Below are 19,363 nucleotides of genomic sequence, written 5' to 3'. Positions count from 1 at the left end.
CGTGACCATCGTCGCCGTCGTCTCCGCCGTCCTGCTGGCGGCGGCCGCCGTGATCACCACCTACCGCGTCGTGGCAGGGCCGAGCACTCTGGACCGGGTGGTCGGCATCGACTCGCTGGTGGCCACTGCCGCCTCCGGACTGGCCGTGTGGGCGGCCTACAGCGCCGACACCACCGTGGTTCCCGCGATCGTTGCGCTGGCACTGGTCGGGTTCCTCGGCTCGGCCGCCGTTTCCCGCTTCCGGGTGCGTGACGACACATGAACCTCTGGCACGTGCTCGCAGGCATACTGATCCTGTCCGGCTCGACGTTCGCGCTGACCGCCGCGATCGGGATCGTGCGCTTCCCCGACACGCTGACCCGCATGCATGCGGCCACCAAACCCCAAGTGATCGGGCTGATCCTGGTGCTTGCGGGAGCCTCGATCCAGCTGCGTGGGCACGGCAACATCTGGACGCTGGCGCTGGTCGGCGTGTTCACTCTGCTGACCGCCCCGGTGATCGCCCATCTCATCGGCCGCACCGCCTACCGCGAACAGCGCGACCGCGACGGGCTGCTGCGCGTCAACGAACTGCGTGACGACGACGTCGACTGACGGCTCAGCGCGGGACGGGCTGGACTTCCCGCTCGGCCCGCTCCGGCATCCTCGCGCCCGCGAACCATGTCGCGTGGAACACCGCGGCCAGTCCGGCGAGCAGCCCGAGCAGGACCGTGCCCGCCACCACCGGGTATTCGGCCATCGGCACGGCGAGGTAGCGGTAGGACAGCAGCAGGGCGGCCAGCACCGCCACGCCACCCGCGACGAGCTGGATCCGGAACCATCCCCAACCTCGCTCCGGCGCACGCAGCACCGACTCGACGGTCAGACACAGCACTGCACCCGCGACGAGGTCGACGCCGTAGTGGTAGCCGAAACCCAGGGTCGCGGCCAGTGTGGCCAGCAGCCAGAATGCGCCGCCCCAGCGAATCCAACGCGGCGCGGCGCCGCCATCGGTATCGCGGCGAGTGTGTAGGAAGACCGACAGCGCCCAGGCCGTGTGCATGGAGGGCATGCAGTTGCGCGGCGTCGCCGCATCGAACGGCATCGGCATCGGGCTCCGGTCGATCGGCGGCACCACACCCGGCCAGTAGTTGCCCAGCTGCAATCCGTGGCCGTCGGGTCCGAATGCGAACATCGGCCCCACAATCGGGAACAGCACATAGACGATCGGACCGAGCAACCCGAGTACCAGGAAGGTGCGCACCAGATAGTGCGATGGCCACCGCCCCGACGAGACCACTCGGCGCAGCTGCCACATCGCCACGACGATCGCCGCCACCGGCAGCTCGATGTAGACCCAGTGCAGCACCGCGTAGACGACCGGCCCGAGCGCGTCGAGCGCCCTGCCGAGTACCCAGGACGGATCGCCGAGCGCGTGGTCGGCCAGGATCACGTACTCGTCGAGCACTGTCGGCCTGCTGATCACCGTGATGTGCAGCCACACGTCGCCGACCTTGGTGGCCAGGACGAGCAGTGCGCCGAGCGCGGCGGCGTGCAGCGCGTCGCGCCGTTCGGCGCCCGCCCAGCGCAGCCATGCCACCCCAGCCAGTGCGGTCAGCACGATCACCGGGCCGTTTCCGATCGCGAACGGGTCCCCGGCCAGCAACCGGACACCCGCCCACACCACGTCGATGGTCACCGCGGCGCCCAACGCGACCATTCGGCGCCGGGCCGAAATGCCCACCAGCGCGAGGAGCAGTCCGGCCCACGGCACCGACATGGATTTGGGCGTACCGACGTAGTCCCGCCAGAGACTGTCCAGGGGGCCTTCGACCCCGTGGACTACCGCGACGACCTGCAACGCGACCATCAGAACCGGCACCGCGGCGATCGCTGCCAGGACCCACACCCGGGTCTGTGGCGCGCGCCTCGGCGGCGCCGCGCCTCCTACTATGGAACCCGGGTCTTCGACTAGCACTCGACCATAGTAAACAGGGGGTGAACGCCATCCCCCAGACCAGCTGAACGGCAGCCGACCGACGCGTGGCGCGACGCTACTGCTTCAGCTCCTCGACCAGCGCATCCACCACAGCGACCAGATCGCCCTGATGCGCCGCGGCTACCCGGCGCTGCCGCTGGTAGGACGCCCCGCGCTTGGGGATCTCGGCGACAAGCGCCAGCTCGTCCGCGCAGCCGAGCCGGTTCGCCGTGGGCTCCAGACGGTTCAGCAGATCGTCGAGGTCGTCGGTGACCAGTCGCTCGTTGCTCTCGGCGTCGGTGACGATGATCGCGTCCAAGCCGTAGCGGGCGGCCCGCCATTTGTTCTCCTGTACGTGCCAGGGCGGGAGAACGGGCAGGGCCTCACCGTTTTCGACGCGGCGATCCAGGTCGACGACCAGACAGTGGATGAGCGAGGCCATAGCGGCCAACTCGGCGCGGGTAGAGATCCCGTCGCACACCCGCACCTCGATCGTGCCCCACTTCGGCGCGGGCCTGATGTCCCAGTGCATCCCGCCCAGCTGCTCGAAAACACCGGTCTTGAACTGATCGTGCACGAAATGCTCGAACTGCGTCCAGTTTTCGAACTGGAATGGCAGTCCCGCGGTGGGCAGCTGCTGGAACATCAGCGTCCGGTTGCTGGCGTAGCCGGTGTCCGATCCCGACCACATCGGCGAGGACGCCGACAGCGCGAGCAGATGCGGATACGACAGCAACATCGAGTTCAGGATCGGAAAGACCTTCTCGCGGTGGGAGACTCCGACGTGCACGTGCACACCCCAGATCATCATCTGGCGGCCCCACCACTGGGTGCGCTCGATCAGCTCGTCGTAGTGCTGCGAGCGGGTCAGCTGCTGGGACGACCACTGCGCGAACGGATGGGTGCCCGCGCAGAACAGGTCGACGCCGAGCGGGTCGGCGACGCGGCGGACGGCGTTCATCGTGCCGGTCAGATCGTCCACCGCCGCGCCGACGGTGTCGTGCACGCCGGTGACCAGCTCAACAGTGTTGCGCAGCAGCTCCTTGGTGACCTGCGGCGTGCCGTCGTGGGCGCGCAGATCACCGACCGAATCGAACACCGCCGCAGCCGTATTCGACAGATCGCGGCTCACCTTGTCGACGAGCGCGATTTCCCATTCCACACCGATAGTGGGCCGGGGCGAGCCATGGAAGGGAACATGTTCGATTCCTGCCCCGGCCATGTTGCACCGCGCTACTGGATGACGCCACAGGCGACGCGGCCACCAGCGTCGCCGGTCGCCAGCGTCATGCTGTCGGGGCCCGCGCTGCCGTCCGCGCGAACATAGCGGCTGGGGATGTTGCCGAAGTTGTCGGCGTCTGCGTGGATGATCAGGGCCTTGCCCTTGATGTCGTCCAGCGTGACCGAGTCGGTGGTGGTGACCAGCTTGCCCGCACCGTCCCCGCGCACCTCGAGCGAGGTCAGATCACCGCTGGCCGGGTGCGCGTTGGCGCCGCCGACCTGCAGATGCCCCCCCGCCGAGAGGAAGTCGCCCGCCGGGCCGCCGGTCGGCGCGACCGAGTTCGCCTCACACTTGCCCGTCTGGTGCACATGCAGGCCGTGGAAGCCGGGACGCAGCCCGTGCGCATCCACGGTGACCTGCAGGTGGTTGCCGTCCTTGGCGAAGTGCGCGGTGCCGACCGAAACGCCGGCGGCATCCTTCAGCTCGACCTGCACCCCGGGCTCGGTGTGCGCGCTGCCGTGCTCGGTCCCCGACTGCCCCGCCGGGCCGGGTGAGGGGGTGAACACCGGCGGAGTCGTTCCCTGGACGTCGCTCGACTCCTGGCTGTTCGTACAGGCAGCGAGGCCGAAGGCCGCGACCGCAAGCACCGGGGTCACAGTCCGCCAGGACGGGCGACGAGTTGTGTACGGGGCCATCGGGGAACTCCTTTACGAGTGCCGAGTTTACGAGTAAAGCTGTGGACACGTTCGTTACCGGACAAGATGATGCCACGCCCGACGTGTCGCGCCCGGACAGGGCCGTATGCCATCGAGGGATCTCGATCCGCCCGGTGCGCGGGCGGTCCCACCGGTCAGTTACCCGTGACGATCACAGTTACACCCGGCGCGGAATCACCGATCGCGCTCGACTTCGGCGCTACGTCGGCGCCGATCTCATCCGCGATGGCCCGCGCCGCGTCGCGGTCACCAGGCGAAGTTCCGTAGTACACGGTGGTTTTCGCGATGTTCGTACCGGGGTAGTTCCCGGTTTCCGCGATCGTCCACCCGTTCGCCGACAGCTGGTTCGCCGTCTTGGCCGCGAGCCCGGCGATCATGCTGTTGTTCAGCACACGCACCGGCACCGAACGGCCCGCCGCGGTGGTGGTCGTGGTGCCGGCCGAGGTCGGCGCCGCATTCGTCGCCTTCGACACGGTGGTGCCCGCGGGAACCTGCGGTGCCGCCGTGGCACTCGAGGTCGCCGACGGACTGGTTCCGGACGCGTCGGTGTCGCCGGTTTCAGAACTCGACAACGACATAGCGCCGAGGCCCGCGAACACAATGGCCAACGCGATCAGCACCATCGCCAGCGCACGCAACGGTGGCCCACCGGAGGTGGGGTTCGGGTAGCTCACCCGCTCGAGCCTAGTCGCACATCATGGGTCCAGGTCCGCATCGCAGTGGTTACACCTGGAAACCGAGTCGCCGCGCCGCCCGTGCCTTCTGCCTGCTCGCGCGCAGCCTTCGCAACCGCTTCACCAGCATCGGGTCGACGGCCAGCGCTTCCTGCCGGTCGACCATCGCGTTGAGCACCTGGTAATACCGGGTCGGCGACATGCCGAACAGTTCCCGGATGGCTTCTTCCTTGGCCCCCGCATACTTCCACCACTGTCGCTCGAAAGCGAGGATGTCGTGTTCACGACGACTCAGACCGCCATCGCCCTCCTCGGGCTGGGCCGAGAGCCCTACGGTGACATCTTCGCTCACGGCGGGAGCGACGGGCTCGGAGGCGGCAGTGCGCGTAACCACGGAGGGCCCCGCGGACGCCGCGTCAGACGCGGAAAGGCCGTCCTGGGTCGCGGAAAGATCCCGAGCCGCTGCGCCGTCCATCTCGCTCCCTCGCCGAGTAACCACCTGACGAAAAATGGTGCTTGTACGTCGCGGATCATACAACCACGAAAGTCAGGGATCCCCCGGCCCAGGACGCGGCGTGTTCGCTACCTGCCGGTAGGTGCCAGCCGGCCGGTCCGGCACCCGAGCGGCCGGGGCAGCGACGTCACGGCCATAATTGCCCCATGGCAATCCTCCCGATCGTGATCGTCGGCGACCCGGTTCTGCACAACCCGACCGAGCTGGTCACCCAATCGCCGGAGGAATTGGCTCCGCTCATCGCGGACATGTACGAGACACTCGACGCGGCCCACGGCGTCGGCCTCGCGGCCAATCAGGTCGGCGTCGCGCTGCGCCTGTTCGTCTACGACTGCCCGGACGTCGCCGTCGACGGCACCGCGACCCGACGCCGCGGCGCGGTGATCAACCCGGTGTTGGAGACCTCCGAGATCCCGGAGACCATGCCCGACCCGGACGAGAACGAGGAGGGCTGCCTCTCGGTGCCCGGCGAGCAGTACCCCACCGGCCGCGCCGACTGGGCCAAGGTGACCGGCATCGACGAGCACGGCAATCCGGTCGAGCTGGAGGGCAAGGGCTTCTTCGCCCGCATGCTCCAGCACGAGGTCGGACACCTCGACGGCTTGCTTTACGTGGACGTGCTGGTCGGCCGCAACGCGCGCGCGGCGAAGAAGGCGATCAAGCGGAACGGATGGGGTGTGCCGGGACTGAGCTGGCTGCCCGGCACAGTTCCGGACCCGTTCGGGCATGACGACTGACGAGGTTCCGGATACTCCGCTCGGCCGCCGCGTCGTACTGCGCTACCGGCTGCCCGCGGGTTATCCGCAACCGCTGACCGACGTGATCGGCGAACTCGTCTCTCTGGACCCGCCGACCGTGCGCGGCGCCGACGGACAGGTCGTCTCGGTGGCGCCGGACCGGGTGATCGCGTTGAAAGTCATCGGCGCGAGGCCGATTCGCACCAAGGAGATCCGAGCATTGGAGACCGCCGCCGCCTACGGCTGGCCGGGGGCCGAGCACGCCTGGATCGACGGCTGGCTGGTCCGCGCCGGCCACGGCTACACCGGCCGGGCCAATTCCGCTGTGCCGCTGGGTAACTCCATGGAACCCGCGAGCCTCGGCGCGGAAACGTTGCACCGGATCAGCGAGTGGTACACCGCGCGCGGACTGCCCATGCAGCTCGCGTTACCCGACCGCCTTGCCCCGATACCGGTCGGCTGGCCCAGCTGGCGGGAGACTCTGATATCGGCCATCGATATCGACAACTTCATGCTGCCGCAGGGACCTTCGATGGTGCGCTTCGCGGCCGAGCCCGGTGCCGACTGGCTGGAGCTTCATCGCTACAGCGGTGAGACCCCTGCGGCACAAGCGGTTTCGGCGCCGGTACCCGAGGTGCTCACCGCCGTCCACAACGGCGAACTCGGCTTCGCCTCGCTCGGCTTGCCACGGCCCATCGCGATCGGCCGTGGCGCGCTGACCACCGCACCGGACGGACGCCGCTGGGTCGGCCTGACCTGCGTGGCCGTGGCCGCCGCGCATCGCAGACACGGCCTCGGTTCGCTGATCTGCGCCGAGCTGGTCCGTTGGGGCAGCAACCGCGGCGCGACGCATGCCTACCTCCAGGTGGAGGCGACGAACGTGGCCGCCCGCGCGATGTACCGCGACCTGGGCTTCGTCGAACACCACGCCTACCGCTACGCGGCTCCGAGGACCCTCGCCGAACCCGGCGGCCTGCGGTAGAACGGACCTGTCACAGCTTACGAAGGAAGGCCCCAGTGCGTCTCGCCACCTGGAACGTCAATTCGATCCGCTCCCGGCTCGACCGCGTCGCGGACTGGCTCGACCGCCAGGACGTCGACGTGCTGGCCATCCAGGAGACCAAGTGCCGCGACGACCAGTTTCCGTTCGAACGATTCGACGAGCTCGGTTACGAAGTGGCCCATCTCGGTATCAACCAGTGGAACGGGGTGGCGATCGTCTCCCGGGTCGGCCTCACCGACGTCGAACTCGCCTTTCCCGACCAGCCGGGGTTCGACAAGGACGCCGGCGAATCGCTGATCAGCGCGCCGGTAGTCGAGTCACGTGCGATCGGGGCGACCTGCGGTGGTGTGCGGGTATGGAGCCTCTACGTCCCCAACGGCCGCACGCTGAACGACCCGCATTACGCCTACAAGCTGGAATGGCTTGCCGCGCTGCGGGACAACGGCGCGCGCTGGCTGGCGGAGGACCCGGGAGCGAAGATCGCGCTGGTGGGTGACTGGAACATCGCGCCGACCGACGACGACGTATGGTCGGTCGAATACTTCGCGGACAAGACCCACACCTCACAGCCGGAGCGAGATGCGTTCCATGCCGTCGTCGACGCCGGGTACGCGGACGTCCTGCGCCCCTTCGCCCCTGGTCCGGGCATCTACACCTACTGGGACTACACCCAGTTACGTTTTCCGCGCAAGGAGGGCATGCGCATCGATTTCATCCTTGCCTCCCCTGCGCTGGCTGCCACCGCGACGGACGCGATGATCGACCGCGAGGAGCGAAAAGGCAAGGGCGCCAGTGATCACGCCCCGGTGATCGCCGAATTCACTGAGTGATCACAGCATCGGGCATGACCAGGTCCACATAGCTCCAGGTACCGGATGCCCCACGCACACGGCCGATCCGCTCTCATTCATCGAGATGAGAATTCAACTTCACCCGCCGGACCAGCGATAACGGGCAACTGATGCTGATATCTCGGTCGGCAAGGGGAGCGATTCGGCCGTCCAGCCACCGCAGCGGGCGCGGATTCTCGGCCCCGAACGACGCCGCTAGGAGCTTTCGTCGGCGCCGCCGTCTACCGCGCCCTGCGCCACGCCTGAGCGAAATGATCATTATTCGGTCATAACTGTCCCTGGCAGTACATTTGCCATAAAGTAAGCCCATAATTCGGCAGAACTAGCGGGATCAGCGTGCGTTTCCGCTCCGCCGCTCCATCCCGATCACTACGATAGAGATCAACTATCGACCACCGGCTCGGCGGAGGAACGGTTATGGCGTTCTATCGGCATGTGGGTGCGGTACCGCCGAAGCGGCACACCCAGCATCGCGACGAGTCGGGCCGGCTCTACTACGAGGAGCTGAATGGGCGAGGAGGGGTTCTCCGGCGACTCCGCACTGCTCTATCACCGAGGACTCCCGCCCGCGATCGTCGATTCAGCGGTGTGGGAGCTGCCTGATCAGACCACCACGCCGAATCATCCACTGCGCCATCGACACCTCCGTCTGCACACGCTGTTTCCCGACGATGTCCCCGCCGAGACCGATCCGGTCACCGGGCGACGACTGCTGCTCGGCAACGCGGACGTGCGGATCTCCTACGTAGTCGCTGAGGGTGACTCGCCGCTGTACCGCAATGCGGTCGGCGACGAGCTGGTGTATGTGGAGTCCGGAGCCGCCGTCGTCGAAACGGTCTTCGGCCCGCTGTCCGCACGCCAGGGTGATCAGGTGCTCATCCCACGCGCTACCACCCATCGCTGGCTGCCCGCCGGCGAGGAACCATTGCGTGCCTATGTGATCGAGGCGGCAGGTCACATCGCGCCGCCGAAGCGCTACCTGTCCAAGTTCGGGCAGCTACTCGAGCACGCCCCCTACTGCGAGCGCGATCTGCACGGACCGACCGAGACGATCACCGCCACCGGCACCGACGTGGAGGTGCTGGTGAAGCACCGGCCCGGCGGAAAGGTGGTCGGCACCCGGTTGGTCTACGCGACCCATCCGTTCGACGTGGCCGGCTGGGACGGCTGCCTGTACCCGTTCACCTTCAATATCGGCGATTTCGAGCCGATCACCGGCCGCATCCATCAACCGCCGCCCGCCCACCAGGCGTTCGAGGGCGACAACTTCGTCGTCTGCAATTTCGTGCCGCGCAAGGTGGACTACCACCCGCTGTCGATCCCCGTCCCGTACTACCACTCCAACGTGGACTCCGACGAGGTCATGTTCTACTGCGGGGGGAACTATGAGGCACGCAAGGGTTCCGGCATCGCGCAGGGCTCGGTGTCGGTGCACCCCGGCGGCTATGCCCACGGACCACAGCCCGGTGCCTACGAGAACAGCATCGGACTCGAGTTCTTCGACGAGCTGGCGGTCATGGTCGACACCTTCCGCCCGCTGGAACTCGGCGCGGGCGCGCTCGCCTGCGAGGACCCGACCTACCCCTGGACCTGGTCCGGACGGGGGCCCGCGTGAAGACCCGGGTCGAGGTACCCGCGGAATCCTTGTTCGGACCGGACAACCTGCCCTATGGCGTGTTCGCGCCGGAGGGAAAGGATTTCCGGGTGGGCGTGCGGCTCGGCGACCAGGTCATCGATCTCGCTGCGACACTGGAGGATTCGATGTTCGCCTCCTCCGGACTCGACGCCTTCCTCGCACAGGGTCCCGAGCGGTGGAACGAGGTGCGCGAGCAGGTACGCCAGCTGGTCGACGACGAGATCGACAGTGGCGCAGTACATTCGCTGACCGACGTGGACCTGCGCCTACCCGTGCACATCGGCGACTATGTGGACTTCTACGCGAGCGTCGATCACGCCACCAACCTCGGCCGCCTGTTCCGTCCGGACAGCGAACCGCTACTGCCCAACTGGCGCCACCTGCCGGTCGGCTACCACGGCAGGGCCGGCACCGTGGTGGTTTCCGGCACCGAGGTGGTTCGTCCGTGCGGCCAGCGCAAAACCGAGTCGGGAAGCCCGGATTTCGGCCCTTCCCGACGGTTGGATATCGAGGCGGAACTGGGCTTCCTGATCGGCGTCGGCTCCCAGCGCGGCGCGCCGGTCGACATCGGCGAGTTCGGTGACCGGGTATTCGGCGTCACGCTGATCAACGACTGGTCGGCCCGGGATATCCAGGCGTGGGAGTATCAGCCGCTGGGACCGTTCCTCGGCAAGTCGTTCGCGACCACGATCTCGGCGTGGGTCACGCCGCTGGCCGCGCTGGAGGCCGCCCGAATACCGCTGCCCGAACAGTCACCCGAACCGCTGCCTTATCTCCGGGAGACAGAAAGGTGGGGCCTCGACATCGATCTCACCGTCGCCTGGAACGGCCAGCCGGTCTCGCACCCACCCTACGCCCGGATGTATTGGTCGCCGGCACAAATGCTGGCGCATCTCACGGCGAACGGCGCATCCACCCGCACCGGCGACCTGTACGCCTCCGGCACCATCTCCGGCCCGGATCCGAGTCAGCGCGGCTCGTTCATCGAATTATCCTGGGGCGGTGCGGAACCGGTCATGGTGAACGGCCAGAAACGCACCTTCCTCGAGGATGGGGACGAGGTGACCATCACCGCGTCGGCTCCCGGCCCGCACACGGCCCGGATCGGATTGGGCGAGGTAAGGGGCCGGATCCTGCCCGCCCAGCGTGACCTGGGATAACGCGGCGGCGCATGCCGGTTTCACAACGCCGGTAATCTGAGGCAATGATCACGCTCAAAAAAGAAGACGGCGCTGCGGATCTCGCCGGCATCACCAAACTGAATGTCGGGGTGAGTTGGGATCCATCGGCGGGTACCAGCGGCGGAGCACTCGGCTGGGCGCGCCGCAAGCGCGGTGTCGACCTGGATTTGATCGCCATTCTCATGCAGGGCAGCGAGCCGGTTCGGTTCGCCGGACTGGATTCCCTCGACCCCATGGGCAACGGCGCGGTCCTGCACTCCGGCGACGAGCAGACCGGTGCGGCCACCGGTGACGACGAGACCGTCACCGTCACCTTCGCGGACGTGCCGGGCGGCATCGATGCCATCGTCTTCGTCGCCGTGGCGTTCAAGAAGGGCAGCTCGTTCGAAAAAGCGAACAACATTTCGTTCAAGGTCTACGACGCGACCGGCGGCAGCGCCCAGCAGGTCGCCGACATCTGGCCGTCGCTGCTCGGCAACGACAACGCCAACGCCGTCGCCCGCGCCTTCCGCAACGGCAATGCCTGGCAGCTGGAGGTGCTGAACCGTAAGGGCAAGGTCAAGCAGGGCGACAAGCAAGCCCTGCTCCGGTTTGCCATGCAATAAGGCACCTGATCGAACCCGCCGCCGACCGCGCCGGAGTGGTTCGTGTCGATCGCCCGGCGCGCGCTCGGCGTGAGCGGGTATGGTCGGGCGGGAAAATTCCACAAGCCAACGGGGGCTCGCACCAGCGGGCTGAGAGGACGGCTAGCCGAACAGGCGTCAGGGCCGTCGACCGTATGAACCTGACCGGGTAATGCCGGCGTAGGGAGGAAAGATGGCGACCAGCGCTGCGTCCGATGGTGGCTCCGCAACCGTCGACAGCGTCACCACCGGCCCGATCGAGGGCAGCGTCAAGCACTACGTCGAGGTCGACGACCTGCGCATTCCGGTGCGCCGGATCAACCTGACCAACGGCGAGCACTTCGACGTCTACGACACCTCGGGCCCGTACACCGACGACACGGCGACGATCGACCTCGAAGCCGGTCTGCCGAAACTGCGAGATACGTGGACCAACCCCGATGCGTCGTCCGCGGTGCCCTCCGTGATTACGCGCGTTGCCACCTCCGGGCCCGTCGGTGGCACGCGCACCCAGCTCGCCTGGGCGCGGCAGGGCATCATCACGCCCGAGATGCGGTTCATCGCGGCGCGCGAAGGGGTTCTGCCGGAGCTGGTGCGTGACGAAGTGGCCGCGGGCCGCGCGGTGATCCCGGCCAACCACAAGCACCCCGAACTCGAGCCGACCATCATCGGTAAGAAGTTCCTGGTCAAAATCAACGCGAATATCGGCAACTCGGCCGTCTCCTCCTCGATCGCTGAAGAGGTGGAGAAGATGGTGTGGGCCACCCGCTGGGGGGCCGACACCATCATGGATCTGTCCACCGGCAAGAACATCCACGAGACGCGCGAATGGATCCTGCGCAACTCCCCGGTCCCGGTGGGCACCGTGCCGATCTATCAGGCGCTGGAGAAGGTGAACGGTGATCCGACCGCGCTCACCTGGGAAATCTACCGCGACACCGTCATCGAGCAGTGTGAGCAGGGCGTCGACTACATGACGGTGCACGCCGGCGTGCTGCTGCGCTACGTGCCGCTGACCGCCAAGCGGGTCACCGGCATCGTCTCGCGCGGTGGGTCGATCATGGCGGCGTGGTGCCTGGCCCATCACCAGGAATCGTTCCTGTACACGCACTTCGAGGAACTCTGCGAGATCCTCGCGCGCTACGACGTCACGTTTTCTCTCGGCGACGGACTACGTCCCGGCTCGATCGCGGACGCCAATGACGAAGCACAGTTCGCCGAGCTGCGCACGCTGGGCGAACTGACGAAGATCGCGAAATCCCATGGCGTGCAGGTGATGATCGAAGGCCCGGGCCACGTGCCGATGCACAAGATCGTTGAGAACGTGCGGCTCGAAGAGGAGCTGTGCGAGGAGGCGCCGTTCTACACCCTCGGCCCGCTCGCCACCGACATCGCGCCCGCTTACGACCACATCACCTCGGCGATCGGCGCAGCGATCATCGCGCAGGCAGGCACGGCCATGCTCTGCTACGTCACGCCGAAGGAGCACCTCGGCCTGCCCAACCGCGACGACGTGAAGGTGGGCGTGATCACCTACAAGATCGCCGCCCACGCCGCCGATCTGGCCAAGGGGCATCCGCACGCACAGGACCGGGACAACGAATTGTCCAAGGCGCGTTTCGAATTCCGCTGGCGCGACCAGTTCGCGCTGTCCCTCGACCCGGATACCGCACGCGACTATCACGACGAGACGCTGCCCGCCGAGCCCGCCAAGACCGCACACTTCTGCTCGATGTGCGGCCCGAAGTTCTGCTCGATGCGCATCTCCGCGGACGTCCGCGAGTACGCCGCGCGCCAGGGCCTCACCGACGCCGAAGCACTCGAGGCGGGCATGGCGGAGAAGTCCGCCGAGTTCGCCGACAGCGGCAACGCCGTCTATCTACCCATCGTCCGGTAATAAGCGGCAGCCGCCCGCCTCGATCCCGTGGATCTGGCGGGCGGCATGTCAGTAGGACGGATAGTCCGAAAATAGAAGGGTTTCCATCCATTGCCGAGCAAACTCGGCAACATCCCTCTATTTTCAGCCAAGGCTTACGCCCTACAGGTAGGCCCAGTGCCACCGACGTCGGTTTCATGGACGCTGGGACGCGCGGCTGACGCCCACAGCGAGGATGAACATTGCTGCCAGGACCACCCACCGCACCACACCGGACCCGAACGTGGCGAGCAGAAAGCCGGCGGCAAGCGCACCCAACGCAACCGCACCGCTGCCGACCAGACTCATGGCGGCAAGCGCGCGGCCGAGTATGTGTTCCGGAATGACGGCGACCCGATACAAAGTCAACGCGACATTCGATACGACGCCGACTCCGCCGACTCCGCCCCAACACACCGCGAGCACAATCGGGTTGTCGCTCACCGCTATCGGTACGAGTAGCCCCGTCCACACCCACACGCCGGCGCGATAGACAAGCTGTGCCGACCATCGGGCGGTGAACCAGGAGGCGCCGACCGCGCCCAGGATTCCTCCGATGCCTGCGGCCGAGAGCACGACGCCGATGGTCCACGCTGGGTGCCCATTCGTCTGCAAATCGAACAGAATCAGCAGGAGAACGACCTGAATGATCAGATTCGACATGCCGATCGTCGCGGTTGATGCCCGCAGTAACGGCTCCTGCCACACGACACGCATCCCTGCCCCGATGTCACGCAGCTGAGATCGAGGTGCTGGGTCGGCAGGGGCCGAGCGGGTCCGGTTCGGACGGATCCGCGCCAGGGCGACCAGACAGTACAGATACGTGGCTGCATCGACGATGAACGGAAGCCAACGCGCCACACCGTAAACCGCACCGCCGACAGCCCGTCCGAACAGCAAAGCAATGGGCTGTTCAGCCTCGAGGAAGGCGAACGCCGCGGGACGCTGCTCGGCGGTCAAGACATCCTGTATCGCGCCGAGTTCACAGACGTCGACGACGACGTACACCGTCCCCTCGACGAAAGCCGCTACAGCGACCAGCATGGCGAGATGCCGCGCCTCGACGAGCACCGAGGTGGCTACCAGGCAGACTGCCAGCAGCCCAACGATCTGACAGATCATCAGGATGCGCAGCCGAGCGAAACGGTCTGCGGCAATACCGGCCGGAATCTGGAAGATCAGATTCGGCGCAGCGAGCGCGAACCCGACCCATCCCGCCGCAGCGGGCGAATCCGTGATGGCGAGCACGAGCAGTGGGTAGGCGACTCGCGCTCCATGAAATCCCACCAACGACAACGCATTGCCGGACCACAGCAGAAAGAAGCTCCGACTACCCGCCAGCTGCGATTCAGTCACCGCACGGTCGGCTTTCGAGCCATTTCGCCCCTGTTGCTAGCGCTCGATAACGGCGCGGATATCGGCCTGCACGCGCGATTCGATATGTTGAATGAGCTTTTTGAGATCCGCGCAGTATACCGATGGGTTTCGGAAGCCGGTATCCTCGCGATACCGGTGCACATAATGCCCACCGCCGCAGACGGTGTGGACCGGGCACGCCAGGCAGGTGTCGCCGAGGGCGGCGAGGCCGATCTGCCGAGCCACGATGGACGGTTCCCGCAGCGCGAGGTCGAGCGGGTTATCCGGGCCTCGGATCGCGAGCTTGGTAGCGCCCGCGAACGCCGATTTCAATTCGTCGACCTGCTCCAGGCTGCCATCGGTTTCGATGACCACCAATCGGACGGGCTCCAGCCCCACGGCTTCCGAGGATATTCGGCCGCCCAGCAGCAGCTCGATGATATTGCCGAACAGCCGGACCGTGGTCTCCAATTTCGGTGCGTGGTACCAGCGCTCGAAGATCGCGATGAGCCAATCGGCGTAGGGCGTGACCGACTCGTCGGCGGTCCTTCCTGGTGGGGGCGTCACCCAATTGCTGTGCGGCAGCATGAAATCTATTGCCGGCGGCTCGAACCTGGCCAGGGCCTCGTAGGTCTCCACCGGTTCGTTCTGCAGGTCGATAGTGCACAGTAGGCCGGAGAACAGGTGCCGCCACTCGGGGGCCAGCAGTCGCGTCAGCCCGGCGACGACCTGACGGTAGCTGCCCTCTCCGCGGCGGTCCAGCCGATGCCGGTCGTGTCCGCGCTCGCTGCCGTCCAGGCTGACGCCTATACGAATATCCCACCGATCACAGATGCGGAGGAACTCTTCGTCGATCAGCACGCCATTGGTCTGAATACCTAACCGCACGTGTGTATCCGGTTCCAATGCGGCTCGCGCCGCCTGCGCGAAGTACTCCAGATTCCGTTTGCCGGCCAGCAACGGTTCGCCACCATGGAACACGATATCCACCGCCGACAGCGAGTGCCGCCGTGCGTGTTCACGAATCATTCGACAACTATCATCGAAGATTCTGCGGCTCATCACCTTCGGCTGATTCAGCCAGCTCTGATCAGCCATTTCGTACATATAGCAGTAATCGCAGGAAAGATTGCACCGACTGTGAATCTTCACCACATACTCCGTGAAAGCCATCGGCTCCCAACCGTCGCGGATCAATGCCGCGACGTCCAAGCCGGCAGCAGGCCAGGGTAATTGCGCCGTCGCGGGTTCCATCACCACCGGCAATCACTCCTTCTCGAATCGCGTCGCGATCGGCCGACGAAGCTTGTACCTGTCCCACCGACTTTACTTTCGGGATAGGGATCTTCGTCGATCAGCACGCGATCGGCCTGAATCGTCAACCGCACCTCGGTGGTCGACTCCAGCGCCTCTGCGCTGTGCGGGTATAGCTTTTCCTTCGAAACGGTCTCGGCTGCGTCTCCGCCCGCGAGGAACCCGCGGGTGACCATGTGTCGAGCCACCCGCAAGTCCTTCGATCGCAGTGGTCTACTCGGCGGGGCTGATGAAGGAATTGAAACCCCCGCGACTGTCCCGGTGGCTCAGGTGTCGCTCGAGTGCTGCGCGCAGGGCAGGGCTCGTGTTAGGGGACAGTTCCTCGAGATTCGGTTCCGCAGGTTCGGCACGGTATTCCATGATATTCCTCTTTTTCGTTCTCGGCCGGGCGTCCGGTAGCCGCGGATGAGTCAATGATGTCCGCTGCCACAGTCGGCAGAAAGGACAGAACGCGCCGAGAAGAGAGACCGAATATGCCAGTACTGCAACGGCATCCGCTCCACACCCGAGATGCCGCACCGCCGCAGGCGCACAGTGCGGCCACCGATCGTTACCACAGGTCAAGACGGGCCGCGGCGATGTAAGATCGGATCCGCCAATGGCCCGGTCAAGAATCATCTGATGGATACGGCAGATCTCATCCTGTTACCCAAACTTGCCCTCGACTACACCGGCCTGTCCGCTCCGATGCGGCGGCAGCTGGCCCGCGAGGCAGGCATACCTGGATGGATGTTGAACAGCACGCGGGTGGCCGTACCCAGCGACCGAAAATTCCGGTTGTGGGAGCTGGTCGAGCACGAACTCGCTGATCCGCACGTGGCACTGCGTGCCGGGCGATCGTGCGTTCCGGGGAGCTTCGGATTGATCGACTATCTGTTCATGACGGCACCGACCATAGCAGCGGGAATGACCCGAACAGTTTCCTACGTCAACGTTCTCTCCAACCATTGCATCCTGTCGGTGGTCGATGGGCCCGAGGAGATCGGCTTCGATCAGGACACGCTCTGCGGTGACGGACGAGGCAGAGAGCTGACGACGCAGGTCGCGTTCGCCGCCATGGTCGCCCGGACCCAGCGGGGAACCGGTGGGGTGGTGAAGCCGGTGCGGGTCAGCTTCCGGCAGGCCGCGCCTCGACGGCACGATCAATTCGTCGAGACTTTCGGCACGACTCGGATCGACTTCGGCGCTCCGACAGATCAGATGATGTTCCGTGTCGCCGATATGGCACGGTCGCTCGCGACTGCCGACCCCATGCTGGCCGGGATTCTGCTCCAGCATGCCGAAACCGCAGCGGTGCGGCCACCCGCTGTGACGTGCTCCGAGCAACTGCACCACGTACTGCTCGCGTTGCTCGGTACCGGTCCGATCACTGTGGACCGCGCGGCAAGCCGAATGGCGACGAGTGGCCGCAGCCTGCAGCGGCGACTTGCCGGAGAAGGCACCACATGGCGCCGCGAACTCGACCGTGCTCGCCAGGTGTGGTTGGAAAACCAGAATCCGCGTCCCGGCATTTCTCAGGACGATGTCGCCCGTCAACTCGGTTATTCCGATGCAAGGGCGTTCCGTCGCGCGCGGCAGCGGTGGTCAGCCGAAAGCGGTCGGTAATCGACGAAGTGCCCGGTGTCGCAATTCACGGCATCCAGCCAGACGTTTTCGGCTCGCGTCCGCGGCGGTCCCGCTGGGCGGCCGAAAGAGCTGCAGCACTCCAGACGGACTTCGCTGATTTTGGCCGCGCCGGTCACAACCGCCGCATTCACTTCAACGCCGGTTCGGTCCGGTGGCCATTCAGCGAGCACCCGACACCGTCTGGTCGATCAAGCGGTGGGCCGCGCGGTCGGTACGTCCGACCTCGCCGGTGATCAGGCGGTCCTGGAGAATGCCGCGCAGTCCCGAAATCAGCAGAGTGGCAGCGGCTTCCGGGTCATCGATCGAGTCGAGGCCGCGTAAACCTTCGGCCAGCGCCGACACGAAGACGGCGATGGCGGAAGTGGCGTAGCGAATATATGGACTATGCGGAGCACACGCCGCGCCGAGCACCTGGAGCATCACCTTGGCGCTCGTACCGCCCTCGCCCGAGGTGTTGGCGGCCCAGAAATCCCAGAGGCGGTCGCGCAGCGCAGCCGCATCCTCGATGTCGGCGAACAGGGCCGTGATGTCGGGCCGCTGCGTCGCCAGCGCCTGAACCAGCAGCTCTTCCTTGGTCGTGAAGTAGTAGATCAGCATGCGTGAGCTGGTGCCGAGCTCGGCGGCGAGCGGGCGCAGAGCCAGGTCCGCGAGGCCGTGGTCGGCGATGTAGCGCACGACGGCGGCGAGCAGTTCGGCGCGTTTGGCGTGGTCGAGGGGGCGGGCCATGAGTTGACTGTATCGATTGGTACAGGTATTCATGACATCGTGACTGTAACAATCGCTTCAGAAACTCGGGATTCGGTCGTCGTCACCGGTTACGCGGCTACCACGTCGCTCGCCGACGACATGGACGCCACCTGGTCGGAATTGCTGGCGGGCCATAGCGGTATCGGCGTGCTCGACGACGACTTCGTGGCCGAGTACGACCTGCCGGTTCGGATAGGCGGCAAGCTGAGGTCACAGCCCGGCGACCAGTTGACCCGGGTCGAGCAGCGCCGACACTCCTATGTCGAGCAGATGGCGCTGGTGCTCGGACGCCGAGTCTGGCGAGCGGCGGGCGCTCCCGAGATGGACGGCGAGCGGCTGGCTGTCGCCATCGGCACCGGGCTCGGCGGTGGCGACGCGCTGATCAGCGCGGTCGACGCGATGCGCGACGGCGGGTACCGCAAGGTCTCGCCGATGTCGGTGCCGATGGTGATGCCGAATGGGCCCGCCGCAACGGTCGGACTCGAAATCGGCGCCAAGGCCGGGGTTTTCGCGCCGGTCTCGGCTTGCTCGTCCGGTTCGGAGGCCATCGCGCACGCCTGGCGGCTGATCACCACCGGGGAGGCGGACGTCGTGGTGGCGGGTGGTGTCGAAGGGCACATCCACGCCGTACCTATCGCGAGCTTCGCGATGATGCGCGCGATGAGCACCCGCAATGACGAGCCGGAGCACGCCTCCCGCCCATTCGATCGAGACCGCGACGGGTTCGTATTCGGCGAGGCGGGCGCTCTCCTGGTGCTCGAATCGCAGCGGCACGCGCGAGCCCGCGGCGCCACCGTCCACGGCAGGGTGCTCGGCGCGGGCATCACCTCCGACGCCTACCACATCGTCGCCTCCGAACCAGGGGGCGTCGGCGCGGCTCGCGCCATGCGCAAAGCCATACACACTGCTGGACTTCAGGTTTCGGATATCCAACATGTGAACGCGCACGCCACATCGACATCCATCGGCGATGCCTCGGAGGCGAATGCGATCGCGGCGGTCGTCCCCGACGCCTCGGTCTATGCTCCGAAATCCGCGCTGGGACATTCGATCGGGGCAGTCGGCGCCCTCGAGTCGTTGATCACCATGCTGACCCTGCGCGACCAGCTCGTCCCGCCCACATTGAATCTCGACAACCGCGATCCGACGATCGACCTCGACATCGTCGCGGGCGCCCAGCGCGCCCAGCGCATCGACTTCGCGCTGAACAACTCGTTCGGATTCGGCGGTCACAACGTCGCCCTCGCGTTCGGCCGGGCCTGACGCGACCTCGGACAAGCACGGAGATACC

General features: G+C 66.3%; 18 protein-coding genes, 1 pseudogene and 1 riboswitch. Of the genes and pseudogenes, 11 read left to right on the top strand and 8 right to left on the bottom strand.

The window, feature by feature from the left end:
- Position 1: 1 nt before the first annotated feature.
- The gene (locus AB0H00_RS02745; protein ID WP_357259672.1) at positions 2 to 262 is read left to right on the top strand and encodes a monovalent cation/H+ antiporter complex subunit F; all 261 of its coding nucleotides are present in this window, start codon (positions 2 to 4) and stop codon (positions 260 to 262) included.
- The gene (gene mnhG, locus AB0H00_RS02740; protein ID WP_357259669.1) at positions 259 to 594 is read left to right on the top strand and encodes a monovalent cation/H(+) antiporter subunit G; all 336 of its coding nucleotides are present in this window, start codon (positions 259 to 261) and stop codon (positions 592 to 594) included. The genes AB0H00_RS02745 and mnhG overlap by 4 nt, the downstream gene beginning before the upstream one ends.
- A 4-nt stretch (positions 595 to 598) precedes the next feature.
- Here mnhG and AB0H00_RS02735 read toward each other — a convergent pair whose 3' ends face one another.
- From AB0H00_RS02735 to AB0H00_RS02715, 5 genes are all read right to left on the bottom strand, one after another.
- A complete protein-coding gene (locus AB0H00_RS02735) occupies positions 599 to 1,957 on the bottom strand; it encodes a DUF5933 domain-containing protein (protein ID WP_357259666.1) in 1,359 nt (452 codons plus the stop codon).
- A 76-nt stretch (positions 1,958 to 2,033) separates the two neighbouring features.
- The gene (locus tag AB0H00_RS02730; protein WP_357259663.1) at positions 2,034 to 3,179 is read right to left on the bottom strand and encodes a glutamate--cysteine ligase; all 1,146 of its coding nucleotides are present in this window, start codon (positions 3,177 to 3,179) and stop codon (positions 2,034 to 2,036) included.
- Positions 3,180 to 3,190: 11 nt separating this feature from the next.
- Positions 3,191 to 3,874, bottom strand: coding sequence for a superoxide dismutase family protein (locus AB0H00_RS02725; protein ID WP_357259661.1), 684 nt, complete (start codon positions 3,872 to 3,874; stop codon positions 3,191 to 3,193).
- A gap of 155 nt (positions 3,875 to 4,029) precedes the next feature.
- Positions 4,030 to 4,569 (bottom strand): LytR C-terminal domain-containing protein, encoded by a 540-nt coding sequence (locus tag AB0H00_RS02720; RefSeq protein WP_357259658.1) that lies wholly within the window; start codon positions 4,567 to 4,569, stop codon positions 4,030 to 4,032.
- A 49-nt stretch (positions 4,570 to 4,618) separates the two neighbouring features.
- Entirely contained in the window at positions 4,619 to 4,921 is a 303-nt protein-coding gene (locus tag AB0H00_RS02715) for a DUF3263 domain-containing protein (RefSeq protein ID WP_357260412.1), read from the bottom strand.
- A gap of 308 nt (positions 4,922 to 5,229) precedes the next feature.
- Between AB0H00_RS02715 and AB0H00_RS02710 the strand changes: the two genes are divergently transcribed.
- The 7 genes and pseudogenes from AB0H00_RS02710 to thiC all read left to right on the top strand — a co-directional run bounded on the left by AB0H00_RS02710 (position 5,230) and on the right by thiC (position 13,011).
- The gene (locus AB0H00_RS02710; protein ID WP_357259655.1) at positions 5,230 to 5,820 is read left to right on the top strand and encodes a peptide deformylase; all 591 of its coding nucleotides are present in this window, start codon (positions 5,230 to 5,232) and stop codon (positions 5,818 to 5,820) included.
- Complete coding sequence (locus tag AB0H00_RS02705; RefSeq protein WP_357259652.1) at positions 5,810 to 6,802, top strand: GNAT family N-acetyltransferase; 993 nt, start codon at positions 5,810 to 5,812, stop codon at positions 6,800 to 6,802. Before AB0H00_RS02710 ends, AB0H00_RS02705 begins: the two co-directional genes overlap by 11 nt.
- Before the next feature lie 35 nt (positions 6,803 to 6,837).
- Positions 6,838 to 7,653, top strand: a complete 816-nt coding sequence (locus tag AB0H00_RS02700) for an exodeoxyribonuclease III (protein ID WP_357259649.1) — start codon at positions 6,838 to 6,840, stop codon at positions 7,651 to 7,653.
- 438 nt (positions 7,654 to 8,091) lie between these two features.
- A pseudogene (locus AB0H00_RS02695) lies at positions 8,092 to 9,289 on the top strand (homogentisate 1,2-dioxygenase).
- Positions 9,286 to 10,470: a fumarylacetoacetase gene (fahA, locus tag AB0H00_RS02690; protein ID WP_357259646.1), complete on the top strand. Its 1,185-nt coding sequence runs from the start codon at positions 9,286 to 9,288 to the stop codon at positions 10,468 to 10,470. The pseudogene AB0H00_RS02695 and the gene fahA overlap by 4 nt, the downstream one beginning before the upstream one ends.
- A gap of 44 nt (positions 10,471 to 10,514) precedes the next feature.
- Positions 10,515 to 11,096, top strand: a complete 582-nt coding sequence (locus AB0H00_RS02685; protein WP_357259643.1) for a TerD family protein — start codon at positions 10,515 to 10,517, stop codon at positions 11,094 to 11,096.
- A gap of 98 nt (positions 11,097 to 11,194) precedes the next feature.
- A riboswitch (TPP riboswitch) is annotated at positions 11,195 to 11,317 on the top strand.
- Positions 11,308 to 13,011, top strand: a complete 1,704-nt coding sequence (thiC, locus tag AB0H00_RS02680; protein WP_357259640.1) for a phosphomethylpyrimidine synthase ThiC — start codon at positions 11,308 to 11,310, stop codon at positions 13,009 to 13,011. Its footprint overlaps the riboswitch before it by 10 nt.
- 174 nt (positions 13,012 to 13,185) lie before the next feature.
- On the opposite strand, the gene AB0H00_RS02675 is transcribed toward thiC, so the two are convergent.
- Together AB0H00_RS02675 and AB0H00_RS02670 are read right to left on the bottom strand one after the other, a co-directional pair.
- Entirely contained in the window at positions 13,186 to 14,385 is a 1,200-nt protein-coding gene (locus AB0H00_RS02675) for an MFS transporter (protein ID WP_357259637.1), read from the bottom strand.
- A gap of 36 nt (positions 14,386 to 14,421) precedes the next feature.
- Positions 14,422 to 15,558: an FxsB family cyclophane-forming radical SAM/SPASM peptide maturase gene (locus tag AB0H00_RS02670; protein WP_357260409.1), complete on the bottom strand. Its 1,137-nt coding sequence runs from the start codon at positions 15,556 to 15,558 to the stop codon at positions 14,422 to 14,424.
- A gap of 762 nt (positions 15,559 to 16,320) precedes the next feature.
- Here AB0H00_RS02670 and AB0H00_RS02665 point away from each other — a divergent pair.
- Positions 16,321 to 17,304 (top strand): AraC family transcriptional regulator ligand-binding domain-containing protein, encoded by a 984-nt coding sequence (locus tag AB0H00_RS02665; protein ID WP_357259634.1) that lies wholly within the window; start codon positions 16,321 to 16,323, stop codon positions 17,302 to 17,304.
- Positions 17,305 to 17,484: 180 nt separating this feature from the next.
- On the opposite strand, the gene AB0H00_RS02660 is transcribed toward AB0H00_RS02665, so the two are convergent.
- Positions 17,485 to 18,051, bottom strand: a complete 567-nt coding sequence (locus tag AB0H00_RS02660) for a TetR/AcrR family transcriptional regulator (RefSeq protein WP_357259631.1) — start codon at positions 18,049 to 18,051, stop codon at positions 17,485 to 17,487.
- Positions 18,052 to 18,090: 39 nt separating this feature from the next.
- Here AB0H00_RS02660 and AB0H00_RS02655 point away from each other — a divergent pair, with 39 nt between their 5' ends.
- Entirely contained in the window at positions 18,091 to 19,335 is a 1,245-nt protein-coding gene (locus AB0H00_RS02655; protein ID WP_357259628.1) for a KasA/KasB family beta-ketoacyl-ACP synthase, read from the top strand.
- Positions 19,336 to 19,363: the final 28 nt, after the last annotated feature.

Source organism: Nocardia sp. NPDC023852 (genome assembly GCF_040639505.1).
Taxonomy (GTDB): domain Bacteria; phylum Actinomycetota; class Actinomycetes; order Mycobacteriales; family Mycobacteriaceae; genus Nocardia.
This window is presented reverse-complemented; position numbering and strand designations above follow the sequence as displayed.

Excerpts from the sequence above, each read along its gene's own strand:
- mnhG (WP_357259669.1), top strand. The coding sequence starts at position 259 with ATGAACCTCTGGCACGTGCTCGCAGGCATACTGATCCTGTCCGGCTCG.
- AB0H00_RS02730 (WP_357259663.1), bottom strand. The coding sequence starts at position 3,179 with ATGGCCGGGGCAGGAATCGAACATGTTCCCTTCCATGGCTCGCCCCGG.
- AB0H00_RS02725 (WP_357259661.1), bottom strand. The coding sequence starts at position 3,874 with ATGGCCCCGTACACAACTCGTCGCCCGTCCTGGCGGACTGTGACCCCG.
- AB0H00_RS02710 (WP_357259655.1), top strand. The coding sequence starts at position 5,230 with ATGGCAATCCTCCCGATCGTGATCGTCGGCGACCCGGTTCTGCACAAC.
- AB0H00_RS02705 (WP_357259652.1), top strand. The coding sequence starts at position 5,810 with ATGACGACTGACGAGGTTCCGGATACTCCGCTCGGCCGCCGCGTCGTA.
- AB0H00_RS02685 (WP_357259643.1), top strand. The coding sequence starts at position 10,515 with ATGATCACGCTCAAAAAAGAAGACGGCGCTGCGGATCTCGCCGGCATC.
- thiC (WP_357259640.1), top strand. The coding sequence starts at position 11,308 with ATGGCGACCAGCGCTGCGTCCGATGGTGGCTCCGCAACCGTCGACAGC.
- AB0H00_RS02670 (WP_357260409.1), bottom strand. The coding sequence starts at position 15,558 with ATGGCTTTCACGGAGTATGTGGTGAAGATTCACAGTCGGTGCAATCTT.
- AB0H00_RS02665 (WP_357259634.1), top strand. The coding sequence starts at position 16,321 with ATGGATACGGCAGATCTCATCCTGTTACCCAAACTTGCCCTCGACTAC.
- AB0H00_RS02660 (WP_357259631.1), bottom strand. The coding sequence starts at position 18,051 with ATGGCCCGCCCCCTCGACCACGCCAAACGCGCCGAACTGCTCGCCGCC.